We start from the raw sequence: 15,111 nt of genomic DNA, 5'->3' as shown, positions 1-15,111 counted from the left end.
TCAGAGCCTGCTGGTCTTCGAGATCCCCAGCCCCGCAAGCGGGCGCGGAGGGCCTTTCGCCGCCTCGGACATGAAGGCGGCCCAGATTTCCGCCGGCAGGCTGCCGCCGGTCACTCCGTCCATCGGCGAGGCATCGTCGCGCCCGACCCAGATCCCGGCGACGAGATCCGCCGTGTAACCGATGAACCAGGCATCGCGGAAGCCCTGCGAGGTCCCCGTCTTGCCGGCGGCGGGCCGGTCGATCCGGGCCCGCTTGCCGGTACCGCGTTCCACCACGCTCTGCAGCATGCGATTGAGGTCTGAAACCGCCCGGGCATCGACCACTTCCGGCGCCGCGGTCTCGGGCCGCGCATAGATCGTCCCGCCCGCTGAAGTGCCGATGGTGTCGATCGCATAGGGCGTCACGAAGCGGCCGTGATTGGCGAAGGCGGCATAGGCCGCCGTCATCTCGAGAAGCGTCACCTCGCCCGCGCCGAGCGCGAGGCTGGGCCGGTCAGGCAGGGTTGCCGTCAGCCCGAGGCGCCGTGCAACGGAGAGCGCACGGCGGCGGCCAATGGCTTCGGACAGGTTGACGGTCGCCGCGTTGAGCGAGTCCGCGAGCGCATCCTCAAGCGTGACCTCTCCGCGAAACCGGCCGTCAAAATTGCGCGGCTGCCACCCGTCGATGGCCTGTGCCGCGTCCCGCACCGGCGTCTCTGGCTGGTATCCGGCTTCCAGCGCGGCGAGGAAGACAAAGGGCTTGAAGGCGGAGCCCGGCTGGCGCAGCGCCTGGGTCGCCCGGTTGAACTGGGAGGCACCGTAGTCGCGGCCGCCGACCATCGCCCGGACCGCGCCGTCCGGCGACATCACCACCATGGCGACTTGTTGCACGCCCTTCTTGGCACCGCGCTTCATGGCCTCGGCGACGGCCTGCTCGGCAAGGCGCTGCAGGCGCAGGTCGAGTGTGGTGCGAACGGTGCGGTCGCCGCCGCCCGGGCCGGCATAGCCGCTCGCCCGCTCGCGCGCCCAGTCGGCGAAATAACGATGATTGCGGCTGATCCCGGCCGCGCCGCGGATCGCCGAAGGCTTGGACGCGATCCTGAGGGCGTCGGCTTCGCTCAGATATCCCGCATCGGCCATGTTCAGCAGCACCTGCCTGGTCCGTCCTTCGGAGAGGGCCCGGTCCACCGCCGGATTGTAGCGCGACGGCGCCTTCAGAAGTCCGACCAGCATGGCCGACTGATAGGCGTCGAGATCCTCGACCGGCCGGCCGAAATACTTCCGTGCGGCGGCGTCGACCCCATAGGCACCAGCGCCGAAATAGACCCGGTTCAGGTAGATCGCGAGGATCTCCTGTTTCGAGAAACGGTGCTCCAGCCAGAACGAGAGCAGCAGTTCCTGGATCTTTCGGGAATAGGAGCGCTCGGCGCTGAGGAAGACGTTCTTGGCAAGCTGCTGGGTCAGCGTGCTGCCGCCCTGCACGGTACGGCCAGCCTGGAGATTGACCAGAGCCGCGCGGGCGATCGAAATCGGATCGATCCCGAAATGAGAGAAGAAGCGCCGGTCCTCGGTTGCGACCAGGGCCTGGACCAGGGTTTCCGGCAGTCTGTTCGCCGCAACCGGCTGCCCGTAAAGGCCGCCGTAGGAGACGAACATCGCACCCGCCCGGTCGAGCAGCCGGGTCGATCCCGCGCGCTCATAACGGTCGAGGTCCGTGATGTCGGGAAGCTGGTAGGCGTGGTAGGCGAGCAACCCTCCCACGGCGACACCGATCCAGATCGCGGCCACGACGCCATATTTGAGGATCGCGGCGAACGGCCCGATCCGTTTGCGCACGACCGCCGATTTCCGCCGCCGGGGCGCGGCACGGCTGCGGCGCTTGGCCGAGCGGCCCGCCACGCCACTGTCCCGCGCCGTGCCGGATTTCACCTTACCGGAACGCGTGTTTCGCCCCGCTGCCGCGGGTTTTCGTGTCGGAGTCCGTGCCATCGGTTTCCGCATCTCATACCAAGAATTAAATTTAACCCATAACTGATTGATACTGGCAATTAAATTTCCATTTCTTAATATCTTGCTTTAACTTGAAAAATAACATCAAAAGCATCGATTATTTCTATGTTTTCCAATTTTTGCATATAGTTAAGATACATAGCTCATCCTGATTCTGATTTAATCTGTTAACTCATTAAATTTCATGCATATTTTATGATGAAGTCAGCATGTTTCGGGCCGGGCCACCGATTCTCGAGAACCGATCACGCGCTCTCGTATTGTGCGTGATCGCTCCGGCGCGTAGCTATTCCGATACGCACCGCAATCCCGCCGGGAGACCCGCCATGACGATTCATGACAGCCGCGATCTCGCTGTCTCGACGGCCGACGCCGACCTCGTCGCCGGACTGGAAAAGGCGCACGAGCTGTTCCTGACCTATTCCGGAGATCCACTCGGCGAAATCGAGGAGGTGCTGGACGGCGCGCCGGATTTCGTCATGGGACAGGTCTTCAAGGCGGCCCTGCTGACCCAGGCCATGGAGACTCGGATCTACCGCGACATGGTGGGCGCCCTCGAAAAGGCGGAGGGCCTGGCGGCACAAGCCAACGACCGCGAGCGCATGCATATCCGGGCGATCCGGTGCTGGGTCGACGGAGACTTCCACCGCGCCGTCGATCTCTGGGACGACGTCCTCGTTCACTATCCCCGCGACCTGCTCGCCCTGCAGCTCGCCCATCTCTCCGACGTGCTGCTCGGCGACACATCGAACCAGCGGGACCGGGTCGCCCGCATCCTGCATGCCTGGGACGAGAGTGTGCCCGGCTACGGCTACGTGCTCGGGCTCTACGCCTTCGGGCTGGAGGAGAACCGGGACTTCGCCATGGCAGAGGAATGTGGCCGCCGCGCCGTTGCCCTCAATCCGGCTGACGCCTATGCCGTCCATGCGGTCGCCCATGTGATGGAGAGCCAGGGACGGCAATCCGGCGGGATCAACTGGATGCGCTCGCGCGAGAGAGACTGGGCCTATGGCAACTTTGCCAGCCACCTCTGGTGGCACCTGGCGCTCTATCACCTCGATCTGGGGCAGGTGGACCGCGTGCTGGATGTCTATGACACCCGTCTGCGCAGCACCGACCAGAGTGGCGACCGCTATGAGGAACTCGATGCCGCCGCCCTGCTGTGGCGCCTCAATCTGCTCGGCGTCGACGTCGGGGATCGCTGGAAGGTACTGGCGGACAAGTGGGAGCCGAGCGCGACCGACACGCTCTACGCCTTCAACGACGTGCATGCGATGATGACTTTCGTCGCGGACGGCAGGTGGGAGATCGCCGACCGGGTGCTGAACGCACACGAACGCTATACGGCGGCGGCGAAGGATTCGAATTCGGCCATGACCAGGACGGTCGGCGAGCCGTTCTGCCGCGGGCTCAAGGCCTTTGCGCGGGAGGAATATGGGGCGACGGTCGAAACCCTGCTGCCGATTCGCTACCGCACCCGGTATCTCGGCGGCAGCCATGCCCAGCGCGACATCATCGGGCTGACGCTGCTGGAAGCCGCGCTCCGGGACGGACGGCACGAACTCGCGCTGGCGCTGGCCTCGGAGCGGACCGCGCTGAAACCGACCAGCCCGCAGAACTGGCGTTTCGCCGCACGGGCCCATCGCGGGCTCGGCGATCACCGCCGCGCGGCGGAGGCCGAAGCCCGCGCCGTCGCGCTGCACGGCTGAACGCAGGACCCTCAGGTCGAGGGCTGGCGGTTCCAGGGCATATGGGCGAGTAGGCGCGCCATGCCGCACCAGCCGGTCGTGCCCGCGACCAGGAGGCCGGCGCCGACGAAGGCGGCGATCAGGGCATAGAAAGGATCGACCAGATAACCGGCGAGACCGCCCGCGAGCGCGATGCTGCCGGCGGCGATCTGTACCTGGCGCATGATTTCCAGCGGCGCCTTGCGGTTCCGCGTCACCGGCATGCCGGCATCCTTCCAGCCCTCGATCCCGCCCTGCAGATAAGCGACGTCCGAGAAGCCGGCTTCGACGAAGAGCGGCGCATTGACCACCGTCCGGTTGCCGGAGCGGCAATGCAGCACCACCCGCCTGCCCTTGTAGGGCGCGAGATCGGCGCTGCGCCATTCGGAAAGCGGGATCGAGACCGAGCCCGGAATCCATTCCCGCGCCCGCTCGTCCTTTTCGCGTATATCGATCAGGACGGCCTTGCCGCCTTCGACGTCCGGCGCGACAACTCTGGTGTCGATGCCCATGAATTCCGGTTGATTGCTCTGCATTTCCTTGTCCTCCGTTCCTCCTGCGCGATCATTCGGCAGCGTTGCGCGCGCCATCCGGCGGGCAGAAATGTGTCTGCAGCACCGCGAGAAGATCGCTGACCGGCCCCTCGCTCAGTGCGTAGTACCGCCGCCGTCCTTCCGCTCTCACGGTGATGAGCTTTTCCTCTGTCATCCGTGCCAGGTGCTGGGACAGTGCAGGCTGTGACAGCCGCACCAGTCCGGAAAGCTCGGTCACCGTCAGCTCTCCCGCCTCCGCGAGATGACAGAGCACCATGAGTCGGTTCCGGTTGGCCGCCGCGAGCAGAAAATCGGCCACTTCGGCCGCCTTCCGTTCCATGGTTTCGATCGGCAGCGCGGGCATCGCCACATCCTCAAATTTCAAATTGCATTATATAAGCGATTGCTTATGTATTATCGGGTAGCCACGAAGACAACCCCTTTCTCGGGAGGGACGGAATGGACAATCTGACGAAGCCGCTGGTCGAGGGCTTTTTCGACAAGCGCACCTCGACGATCACCTATGTCGCGAGCTGCCCGGAGACAAAGAAGGCGGTCATCATCGATTCTGTGCTGGATTTCGACGCCCCTTCCGGCCGCACCTTCACGGAAAGCGCCGATCGGGTGCTCGCCTATGTCGCGGAAAAGGGCCTGGAGGTCACATGGCTGCTCGAGACCCATGCCCATGCGGACCACCTGTCCGGCGCGCCCTACATGCGCCGCAAGCTTGATGTCGGGATCGCCATCGGCTGTCATATCAAGGACGTCCGCGACGTCTTCAAACCGATCTTCAACCTGACGGACCTGAGCGAGGAGCCGAACGAGTTCGAGCATCTCTGGCAGGACGGCGAGAGCTTCGAGGTCGGAGCCCTGCAGTGCGAAGTGTTGCATACCCCGGGTCACACCCCGGCCTGCCTGACCTACCGGATCGGCGATGCGCTCTTTGTCGGAGACACGATCTTCATGCCGGATTTCGGCAGCGCGCGTTGCGATTTCCCCGGCGGTTCGGCCCGCACGCTATACAGATCCGTGCAACGCATCCTGTCGATGCCGGACCCGTATCGCATCTTCGTCGGACACGATTATCAGCCGGGCGGACGGGAAATCGCCTTCGAGACGACGGTCGGCGAGGAAAAGGCGCGCAGCATCCATTTCAAGAACGGCCGCGACGAGGATAGCTTCGTCGCCATGCGGGAGGAACGGGACAAGACACTCGGCATGCCGAACCTGATTCTGCCCTCGATCCAGGTGAATATCCGCGCCGGCAAACTCCCGGAACCGGAGGATAACGGCGTGCGTTACCTGAAACTGCCGCTCGACCAGTTCTGACGCCCCGCGGCCGGGCCGGTCAGGAGCCGAGCGCTGCCCTGCGCCGTTCGTACTCCGCCTGATCGATGTCGCCGTTGAGGAAGGCGTTCATCAGGTTCTGCAATGCGTCCCGGCTGCCCGGATCGACAGGCGACCTGCTGGCGGCGACCGCCGTCGGGCGCAGCGCGGAACGGTCTGAAGTGGCCGCCTTCACCTCGCCCGCATCCGGCTTGAAGTTGCCGTCCTCATCGAATCGGGCGGCATATTCCGCTTTCGCCGTTTCGATATCGAGCGCAATCTGGATATCGCAGCCTCTCTCGCGTCCATACTGGACGAGAGTGTTGTTGCGCGCGGCGAACCCGGTCATTTCCTGGCCTGCCCCGTCCTTCAGGTCGAGCGCGAACAGCGCCGGCCAGAACAGCAGGATCCCGACGGCCCCCACCATCGCGTTGCGGCCGGTCCTGTCGCTGGACTCGACCACGCGGGCGCGAATGGCCGCGTTGTTGCGGCCTATCTCCCGGTCGATCTCGGCACAGGACATCTGCTCGTCGTGGCGCTGGTAGGATTCGACCATCACCGGCTCGCGGCCCGCGCAGGCAACAAGCGTGAGGACGGCACAGAATGCCGTTAACCGACGGAGCATGGCTGATTTCCCCCAGATTTTCCGTTCCCCGGGGGAAACTCTATCAACCCCAAGAATCACGGGCAACGGACTGATGAAATTCAACAATACAGTCTGCTGCCAGGATCCGCCGGGGATCAGATATCGAGGTTTGCGACCTTCAGGGCGTTGTCCTGGATGAATTCGCGCCGCGGTTCGACCACGTCGCCCATCAGGGTGGAGAAGATCTCCTGCGCCTCGTCCAGATGGTCGACGCGGACCTGCAGCAAGGTCCGTTGGTTGGCATCCAGCGTGGTTTCCCAGAGCTGGTCCGGGTTCATCTCGCCAAGTCCCTTGTAGCGGTTCACCGTCAGGCCCTTGCGGCCGGTTTCCTGGATCGCCTCGATCAGGGCGACCGGGCCGTGGATCACCCGTTCGGTATCCTTCATCTGCAGCGTCGCACCCTTGCCGTAAGCGCCTCCGAGTTCCTCGGCCAGGCCGGTCAGGCGACGCGCCTCGGGGGTGCGGACCTGGACCTGATCGATACGGTAGCGTTCGGTGACGCCGCGCAGGGTCCGTTCGAAGACCAGTTCGATATTGTCGGCGTCGTAATGCCCGGTCCAGCCGCGCTCGATATCCTCCGACAGCGCGTCGAGCCGTGCAGCGATGCTCGCCGCGGCCTCGGTCGCCCGCGTCTCGTCGGCCAGCAGTTCCGGATTGAGCACGCCGGCGACAGCGCATTGCTCGACCACGAAGGAGGAACCGATGCGGCGCACAAGCGGCTCGATCAGGGTCTTTGCGTCACGCGCCTGTTCCGCCATCCGTTCCAGGTCGGGGCCGAGGATCTGGGTACCTTCGGCGAGCTTCAGGCTGACACCGTCGATGCCGTTGCCGATCAGATAGGCCTCCAGCTCCCGGTCGTCCTTCAGATAGGTCTCCGAGTTGCCCTTCTTCGCCCGGTAGAGCGGCGGCTGGGCGATATAGAGATGACCGCGCTCGACCAGCTCCGGCATCTGCCGGAAGAAGAAGGTCAGCAGGAGCGTCCGTATGTGGCTGCCGTCCACGTCGGCGTCGGTCATGATGATGATCTTGTGGTAGCGCAGCTTCTCGATATTGAACTCTTCCGAGCCGATGCTGGTGCCGAGCGCCGCAATGATGGTGCCGATCTCCTGGCTGGAGAGCATCTTGTCGAAGCGGGCGCGCTCCACATTCAGGATCTTTCCGCGCAGCGGCAGGATCGCCTGGGTCTTGCGGTCGCGCGCCTGCTTGGCGGAGCCGCCGGCGCTGTCGCCCTCGACCAGGAATAGCTCGCAGAGCGACGGATCGCGCTCCTGGCAATCAGCCAGCTTGCCCGGCAGGTTGGCGATGTCGAGCACGCCCTTGCGCCGGGTCAGCTCGCGCGCCTTCCGGGCGGCCTCGCGGGCTGCCGCCGCCTCGTAGGCTTTAGAGACGATGCGGCGGGCATCCTGGGGATGCTCCTCGAACCATTGCTGCATCCTCTCGCCGAGGATCGACTCGACCACCGGCCGGACCTCGGAGGAGACCAGCTTGTCCTTGGTCTGGGACGAGAATTTCGGATCCGGCACCTTCACCGAGAGCACACATGTCAGGCCCTCGCGGGCGTCGTCGCCGCTGAGCTGCGCCTTCTCCTTCTTCGCGATCCCGCTTTCCTGGGCATAGTTGTTGATGGTCCGGGTCAGCGCCCCGCGGAATCCGGCAAGGTGCGTGCCGCCGTCGCGCTGCGGGATGTTGTTGGTGAAGCAGAGCGTGTTCTCGTGGTAGCTGTCGGTCCATTCCATCGCGACCTCGACGGTGATCCCGTCGCGCTCGCCGGTGACCACGATTGGCTCGTGCAGGGCCTGGTGATTGCGGTCGAGATATTCGACGAAGGCCTTCAGGCCGCCTTCATAGAAGAGGTCGACCTGCACCGGCTCGGTCTCGCGCGCATCGGTCAGCAGCACGTGCACGCCGGAATTGAGGAAGGCGAGTTCCCGGAGCCGGTGCTCCAGGGTCTTGAAGTCGAACACGGTCTTGGTGAAGGTCTCGGTCGAGGGCAGGAAGGTGATCTCGGTCCCCTTCTTGCCGTTGGCGGGACCGACGATCTCAAGCGGCGATTCCGCTTCGCCGTGCCGAAAACGAATCACATGCTCCTTGTCCTCCCGCCAGATCCGGAGCTCGAGGATCTCGGAGAGCGCGTTCACCACCGAGACGCCGACCCCGTGCAGACCACCCGAGACCTTGTAGGAATTCTGGTCGAACTTCCCGCCCGCATGGAGCTGGGTCATGATCACCTCGGCGGCGGAGACCCCCTCCTCGGCGTGGATGTCGACCGGAATGCCACGCCCGTTGTCGGTGATGGTCGCCGAGCCATCCGCATTGAGCGTCACCGTGACCAGGTCGCAATGACCGGCCAGCGCCTCGTCGATGGCGTTGTCCACGACCTCGTAGATCATGTGATGCAGACCGGAGCCGTCATCGGTGTCCCCGATATACATGCCCGGCCGCTTCCGGACCGCGTCAAGACCGCGCAGGACCTTGATCGATTCGGCGCCGTATTCGGCCTGCTCGCCATTCGCGCCGGTCTGTTCCGGAAGATCGTCTTGTGCCATGTCGGCTCCCAGTTACGCAGGTGATCAATCGGCCCGGACCGCGCCGTCATCGACGGCGAAGAACTGGCCGGCGCCCTCGAGGGACGCAAACAGCGCCCGGTCGGTGCCGGTCATCCAGACCTGCCCGCCGAGCGCGAGAAGAATATCATACAAAGCGGCCCGGCGGCCGCTGTCGAGATGGGCCGCGACCTCGTCCAGCAGCAGGACCGGCACCGCGCCGGTCTCCTGCGCGCCGAGGCGGGCATGGCCGAGCACGATGGCGATCAGCAGCGCCTTCTGCTCGCCGGTCGAACAATGCGGCGCCATCATGTCCTTGGGGATGTGACGGACCAGGAGATCGCTCCGGTGCGGGCCCGGCACGGGAGCCGGTTCGCTGCCGTTGAGACGCCGCGCGGCTTCCAGCCGGGCCTTCAGATCGTCCTCGACCGCGAGCGCCGGGCGCGTCGCGATATCGGCCTCGACCTCGCCTTCGAGAGAAAGCTCGGCGCCGGGGAAAGGACCGGAGCCGGTTTCCGTCTCCGCGTTGAGCCGCGCCACCAAACCGCTGCGCGCGGCGGCGATCGCGACCGCCTTTTCGGCGATGGACTCCTCCAGCGCCGCAAACCAGGCCCGGTCGCGTGTGCCGTTCTTCAGCAGCCGCGCCCGTTCGCGCAGCGCATGGGCAAAGGCATTCACCCGGCCCGCATGCTCCGGATCGAAGGTATAGACCAGCCGGTCGAGAAAGCGGCGCCGGTTCGAGGCGCCCTCGATGAACAGCCGGTCCATCTGCGGCGTCAGCCAGGAGACGGAGAGATGCTCGGCAAGTGCCGCCTGGCTCTTCGCCGGCGCGCCGTCGATCCGCACCAGACGCTTCTCGCCGCCGGACCGGCCGTCGCCCTCGGGGCCGGGATCGCGCCCGGTGCCGATAGAGACCGCGCCTTCGAGCCCGTCCACATCGGCCGCGACCGCCCAGTGTGCATGGCTGCCGTCCGGCCCCGCCCGTCCGACCTCGGAAATCTGCGCCCGGCGCAGCCCGCGGCCGGGCGACAGGAAGGACACCGCTTCAAGCAGATTGGTCTTGCCCGCGCCGTTCGGGCCGGTCAGGACCACCGCCGGCGCGTCGGTCTCGATGCGGGCAGCGGCATAATTGCGGAACCCGGTCACGGACAGGCGGCCAACGCACGGCGAAACCCGTCCGGCGCTGATCTGCGCCGGTCCGGGCATCGGTCGGGACATGTCCGTGTTTCGCAATGCGTTCAACATTTCCGTTCGTGCTGGCTTTGCCGCCGGGCCGCCGGGATCCGGGCCGTCCTCAGACGCGCATCGGCATCAGCACGTAAAGCGCGCTCTCGTCGTCCTGGTCGAGGATGATCGTCGGCGAGGCCTGATCGGCGAGCTGGAACACCGCCCGTTCGCCTTCGATCTGGCCGGTGATGTCGAGGAGATATTTCGAGTTGAAACCGATTTCGAGATCGCTCGCGCCGTAATCGACCTCGACCTCTTCCTGCGCCGTGCCGTTGTCCGGGCTGCTCGCAGAGAGCGTCAGCTGGCCGCTGGTCACGGCGAGCTTCACCGAACGTGACTTCTCGGTCGAGATCGTCGCGACCCGGTCAACCGCCTCGGAGAAGCGCTGGCGGTCCACATGCAGCATCTTGTCGTTGCCGCTCGGGATCACCCGCTCGTAGTCCGGGAAGGTGCCGTCGATCAGCTTGGTGGTGACCACGGTCTCCTCGAAGGCGACACGCAGCTTGGTGTCGGACAGGGAGACCGTGACATCGCCCTCGACCTCGCCGATCAGCTTGTAGATCTCGTTCACCGCCTTGCGCGGCACGATCACGCCCGGCATCTCCTCCGCGCCCTGCGGCAGCGGCATCTGCACCCGCGCCAGACGGTGGCCGTCGGTCGCCACCGCGCGCAGTACCTTGACGCCGTTCGCATCGGCCGCGTGCAGGTAGATGCCGTTCAGGTAATAGCGGGTCTCCTCAGTCGAGATCGCGAAGCGGGTACGGTCGATCAGCATGCAGATATCGGCCGCGCTGATGACGAAACTGTGCGGCAGGGCATCGCCGCTGAGCGCGGGAAATTCCTCCGGCATCAGGGCCGGCAGGGAGAAGTTCGAGCGCCCGGCGCGGATCGTGACACGGCTGACATCGCCGGTCGCGGCCAGCTCGACATCCGACCCTTCGGGCAGCTTGCGCACGATATCGTAGAGCGTGTGCGCCGGCACCGTGACGACGCCCGCTTCGGCCACTTCGCAGGCCACGGATTCGACGATATCCATGTCCATGTCCGTCGTGCTGAGCGAGAGCCGGCCATCCGCCGCCTTCAACAGGACATTGGACAGGATCGGGATCGTATTCCGCCGTTCCACCACACTTTGGACGTGTCCGAGAGGCTTCAGCAAAGCCGCGCGATCAATAACGATTTTCATGTTCTTCTACTTATCGGCTGGAACGTTGATCCCCAATTTACCAACCCGCCGGCAGCCGTGCGCCACCATATGAGGCAGGTCCGTGAAACTATAGCACAAGTGCATGGTGCTTGCGGTAGTTTCAAGGGCAAAAAAGTTCGCTTTTCTGACCTATTGCGGACCGTGCTCCCGGCGCGCCCCGGGGGTCAGGATTCCAGCATCCGGCGGAGCAGGTCGACATCGTCGTTGAACTGCTTGTCCTGCCCCCGAAGCTCCTCGACCTTCTTCACCGCGTGCAGCACTGTGGTGTGGTCGCGGCCGCCGAATTTCCGGCCGATATCGGGCAGAGACTGCGAGGTCAGCTGCTTTGCCAGATACATCGCCACCTGACGCGGCCGCGCGATCGCACGCGAGCGGCGGGCCGAGTGCATCTCCGAGAGGCGGATCTGGAAATGGTTCGCCACCTGGCGCTGGATTTCCTCGACGGTGACCCGGCGGTCGTTGGCCCGAAGCAGATCGGCCAGCACTTCCTGGGTCATCTCCAGCGAAATGTCCCGCCCGACCAGCGTCGAATGCGCAACGATCCGGTTCAGTGCGCCCTCGAGCTCGCGGACATTCGAGGAGATCTTGTGCGACAGGAATTCCAGCACCTTCTCCGGCATCTCGACGCCAAGCCGTTCGGCCTTCGACTGCATGATGCCAAGGCGCAGCTCGTAGTTGGTCGGATGGATGTCGGCCACAAGGCCCCAGCCGAGGCGGGAGCGCAATCGCTCCTCCATGCCCTCGAGGTCGGTCGGCGACTTGTCGGCGGAGATCACCACCTGGCGGTTCTGGTCCACCAGCGCGTTGAAGGTGTGGAAGAATTCTTCCTGGGTGGAATCCTTGCCGCTGATGAATTGCACATCGTCGATCATCAGCAGGTCGACCGAGCGGAACTGCTCCTTGAACGCGACCGTGTCGCGGAAACGCAGCGCCCGGATGAACTGGTACATGAACTTCTCGGCGGAGAGATAGATCACCCGCCGGCGCGGATCCTTCTGCCGGACATGCCAGGCGATGGCATGCATGAGATGGGTCTTGCCGAGGCCGACCCCGCCATAGAGGAAGAGCGGATTGAACGGCACGGCTTCGCTTTCCGCAACCCGGCGCGCCGCCGCGAAGGCCAGTTCGTTCGGCTTGCCGACGACGAAATTGTCGAACGTGAAACGCGGGTCCAGCGGCGCCTCGAAATCGGTCCGCTCCTCGGGCTCGTGGCTCCCCCTGACCGCCGGCGCAGGCATCGGCGCGCCGCGCTGATCGGCATTCGCGTCGGCGCTCGGGGTTTCGTCCTCGGACACCTCGGCCACCGGCTCGACCCTGGCCCGGCCCGCGGCAAAGATAGCGATCGATTTCACGCCGGGATGTTCGACAGACCAGATCGCGCGCAGGCGGTCGGAATATTGCGAGCGCACCCGGTCGCGAACGAAGGGGCTCGGCGCCCGCATGATCGCGGTGCCCTCGTCGATACCCTCAAAGCTCAACGGTTTCAGCCAGTTTCGAAAGACCGCGTCACCCAGTTCGGTACGCAGCCTGCCGCGCACGCGCGCCCAGCACAATTCGTGATCTCCGGACATCTCGGCGGTCATTTTCCCACTCCCGCCAACTTGCCGTTCCGGCCCGAATTCACCCACCCCATTCAACCCTCTTCTGGACCCTTTCTGCAACGTGGCTTCGGTCATCAAATTGCCCCATCCGATACAATGACCAGCCGGTCAGAATCATCATCCTGCAGACGCACCTTCCCCAGCGGAAATCGCCCCGGCGATGCCCTGAACTCTTCGGGTTGTGCAAAGTAAAACTATGAAATGCTGAAGTTCTTACTTGGCTTTCGTGGTGAATGCCTGTTTGAACCACAACATATAGCGAGCACCGGAATTGAGTTTTTCAAAAGTACTATTCATTTTGTTTGCACCCCAGCGCGGCAACAGGCAGCCAAACTACCCAAGAGACCTTCGGGGCGCAACCTAGACTCTGTCCAAAATGACGATTTTTTTTCGTTCCGCGCGCGGATCTTTTCCTTGACAGAATCAATCTCCGCTTTGAATCAAAGCCTTGAATTCGATCCTTAAAAGATGACATCGCCTTACGATTTCATCCTTCGGAAGGAAGCCATTAACGCATTGTTTTTAATCAGATTTTGTAACTAAACGCACTGCATCGGAGAGGCCTGCACACGCGAACGCCAGGGTTTCAGTCACAAATCCCCAACAAAAGCGTCATTCAATCGTCACAAACGGAGCGCGCCGGCCGGACAGACATGAAAAAGCCGCGGCCCGGGCCGCGGCTTTTCAATACAGTCCTGTCCGAAAGACAGAACCTAAGCGGAAATCGCCTTGATGCGTGCGGACAGCCGCGACAGCTTGCGGGCCACGGTGTTCTTGTGCAGAACGCCCTTGGTCACGCCACGCTGCATTTCGGGCTGCGCGGACTTGAAGGCGGCCTGGGCCGCTTCCTTGTCCCCGCCGGCAATCGCCGTCTCGACCTTCTTCACGAAGGTGCGGATCCGGCTGATCCGGGCATGGTTGGTGACCCGGCGCCGTTCGTTCCGGCGAATTCGTTTCTTGGCAGACAGATGTTGCGCCATTTGCTTCTAATCCCAGCTCGATGCGCGGAAAATCAAGAGCGCGGCTTATAGACGAGTGCCCCCGTCGCGTCAACCGCGTAAATCCGACTGATTTCAGGAATCAGCGGTGTTTGAAATTGGGCTGCCGTTTTTCCGCGAATGCCGACATGCCTTCCTTCTGGTCTTCGGTCGCGAACGTGGCATGGAACAGCCGCCGTTCGAACTTGACGCCTTCGGCGAGCGTGCTCTCGTAGGCCCGGTTCACCGCCTCCTTCGTCATCAGAACGGAAGGGCGCGACATGCCCGCGATCCGCTCCGCCGTCTTGATCGCCTCGTCCAGCAGCTCGGCCGCCGGCACAATGCGGCTGACGAGACCGGCGCGCTCGGCTTCCTCGGCATCCATCATGCGGCCGGTCAGGCACATTTCCATCGCCTTGGATTTGCCGACGAAGCGGGTCAGGCGCTGGGTGCCGCCGGAGCCCGGAATGGTGCCGATGGTGATTTCCGGCTGACCGAACTTGGCGGTGTCGGCAGCGAGGATGAAGTCGCACATCATCGCCACCTCGCAGCCGCCGCCGAGCGCATAGCCCGCGACCGCCGCGATCACCGGCTTGCGGCAGCGGGTCAGATCCTCCCAGCCGCTGGTGATGAAATCCTCGCTGAACACGTCGGCGAAGCTCTTGCTCTGCATTTCCTTGATGTCGGCACCGGCCGCGAAAGCCTTCTCGCTGCCGGTCAGAACCATGCACCCGACCTCGTCATCCGCCTCGAAGGACGCGAGCGCCTTGCCCAGTTCCGCCATCAGCACGCTCGACAATGCATTGAGCGCCTTGGGGCGGTTCAGCGTGATCAGACCGACCGGCCCGCGCTTTTCAATTTCGATACATTCATACGCCATCGGATTGCTCCCATTCATCCGTTCACGGGCCCGAGGGGGCCGCACGGTCACCTTGGCAATAAGGAAAACCGGACCAGCAGTTGTCCGCCGTCCGGTGTGAAATCCAGCGTGAGTCTCTCCCCCTCGCGCTGGAAGCTGTCCTTCCCCGCACCACTCCAGCCGAGCTGGCCGAGCGTTTCCGCGTAGAAGGACCGGATCTGATCCGCGGCGACAGGTCCGCGGGCAAAGGCGACGACGATCCGCCCGCTGGCCGCATCGAAGGCCACCGAAGCGTCCGGAATCTGCTCCAGGCCGGGCATCAGCGGCAGGTCGGCAAAGCCTTCGACGAAGCTGTCCGCCGCCAATCCCGGCCGGACGAACGCCAGCAGAAGGGCCAGAGCGAGCACACTTGCAAAGGATCGGACAGCCGGGAACCTGATCCCGCGCCTCATCTGTCGTGGCATAGACATGACGGC

13 protein-coding genes are annotated in these 15,111 nt (G+C 64.2%); 2 read left to right on the top strand and 11 right to left on the bottom strand.

Features of this window, described 5'->3' with window-relative positions:
* Positions 1 to 1,878, bottom strand: coding sequence for a transglycosylase domain-containing protein (locus ACOOE1_RS15260; protein WP_420403054.1), 1,878 nt, complete (start codon positions 1,876 to 1,878; stop codon positions 1 to 3).
* Between the two features lie 437 nt (positions 1,879 to 2,315).
* Between ACOOE1_RS15260 and ACOOE1_RS15255 the strand changes: the two genes are divergently transcribed.
* Positions 2,316 to 3,698 (top strand): tetratricopeptide repeat protein, encoded by a 1,383-nt coding sequence (locus tag ACOOE1_RS15255; RefSeq protein ID WP_420403053.1) that lies wholly within the window; start codon positions 2,316 to 2,318, stop codon positions 3,696 to 3,698.
* 11 nt (positions 3,699 to 3,709) lie between these two features.
* On the opposite strand, the gene ACOOE1_RS15250 is transcribed toward ACOOE1_RS15255, so the two are convergent.
* Positions 3,710 to 4,252, bottom strand: coding sequence for a rhodanese-like domain-containing protein (locus ACOOE1_RS15250; protein ID WP_420403052.1), 543 nt, complete (start codon positions 4,250 to 4,252; stop codon positions 3,710 to 3,712).
* 28 nt (positions 4,253 to 4,280) lie between these two features.
* Positions 4,281 to 4,613, bottom strand: a complete 333-nt coding sequence (locus ACOOE1_RS15245) for an ArsR/SmtB family transcription factor (RefSeq protein ID WP_420403051.1) — start codon at positions 4,611 to 4,613, stop codon at positions 4,281 to 4,283.
* A gap of 95 nt (positions 4,614 to 4,708) precedes the next feature.
* Between ACOOE1_RS15245 and ACOOE1_RS15240 the strand changes: the two genes are divergently transcribed.
* Entirely contained in the window at positions 4,709 to 5,578 is an 870-nt protein-coding gene (locus ACOOE1_RS15240) for an MBL fold metallo-hydrolase (RefSeq protein WP_420403050.1), read from the top strand.
* A 19-nt stretch (positions 5,579 to 5,597) separates the two neighbouring features.
* On the opposite strand, the gene ACOOE1_RS15235 is transcribed toward ACOOE1_RS15240, so the two are convergent.
* The 8 genes from ACOOE1_RS15235 to ACOOE1_RS15200 all read right to left on the bottom strand — a co-directional run bounded on the left by ACOOE1_RS15235 (position 5,598) and on the right by ACOOE1_RS15200 (position 15,105).
* Entirely contained in the window at positions 5,598 to 6,200 is a 603-nt protein-coding gene (locus tag ACOOE1_RS15235; RefSeq protein ID WP_420403049.1) for a hypothetical protein, read from the bottom strand.
* A 116-nt stretch (positions 6,201 to 6,316) separates the two neighbouring features.
* The gene (gene gyrB, locus ACOOE1_RS15230; RefSeq protein ID WP_420403048.1) at positions 6,317 to 8,767 is read right to left on the bottom strand and encodes a DNA topoisomerase (ATP-hydrolyzing) subunit B; all 2,451 of its coding nucleotides are present in this window, start codon (positions 8,765 to 8,767) and stop codon (positions 6,317 to 6,319) included.
* A 24-nt stretch (positions 8,768 to 8,791) separates the two neighbouring features.
* On the bottom strand, positions 8,792 to 9,982 hold the full coding sequence (gene recF / locus ACOOE1_RS15225; protein WP_420403047.1) for a DNA replication/repair protein RecF: 1,191 nt from the start codon (positions 9,980 to 9,982) through the stop codon (positions 8,792 to 8,794).
* Positions 9,983 to 10,058: 76 nt separating this feature from the next.
* Positions 10,059 to 11,177, bottom strand: a complete 1,119-nt coding sequence (gene dnaN, locus ACOOE1_RS15220; protein WP_420403046.1) for a DNA polymerase III subunit beta — start codon at positions 11,175 to 11,177, stop codon at positions 10,059 to 10,061.
* A gap of 185 nt (positions 11,178 to 11,362) precedes the next feature.
* The gene (gene dnaA, locus ACOOE1_RS15215; protein ID WP_420403045.1) at positions 11,363 to 12,781 is read right to left on the bottom strand and encodes a chromosomal replication initiator protein DnaA; all 1,419 of its coding nucleotides are present in this window, start codon (positions 12,779 to 12,781) and stop codon (positions 11,363 to 11,365) included.
* A 731-nt stretch (positions 12,782 to 13,512) separates the two neighbouring features.
* Positions 13,513 to 13,779, bottom strand: a complete 267-nt coding sequence (gene rpsT / locus ACOOE1_RS15210; protein WP_420403044.1) for a 30S ribosomal protein S20 — start codon at positions 13,777 to 13,779, stop codon at positions 13,513 to 13,515.
* 100 nt (positions 13,780 to 13,879) lie between these two features.
* Positions 13,880 to 14,656: an enoyl-CoA hydratase gene (locus ACOOE1_RS15205; protein ID WP_420403043.1), complete on the bottom strand. Its 777-nt coding sequence runs from the start codon at positions 14,654 to 14,656 to the stop codon at positions 13,880 to 13,882.
* Positions 14,657 to 14,703: 47 nt separating this feature from the next.
* A complete protein-coding gene (locus tag ACOOE1_RS15200) occupies positions 14,704 to 15,105 on the bottom strand; it encodes a hypothetical protein (RefSeq protein ID WP_420403042.1) in 402 nt (133 codons plus the stop codon).
* Between the last annotated feature and the right edge of the window lie 6 nt (positions 15,106 to 15,111).

Source organism: Nisaea sp. (genome assembly GCF_965216895.1).
In the GTDB taxonomy this organism is placed as follows: Bacteria; Pseudomonadota; Alphaproteobacteria; order Thalassobaculales; family Thalassobaculaceae; genus Nisaea.
The sequence above is the reverse complement of the archived record's forward strand: the minus strand, read 5'-3'. Positions and strand labels throughout refer to the sequence as shown.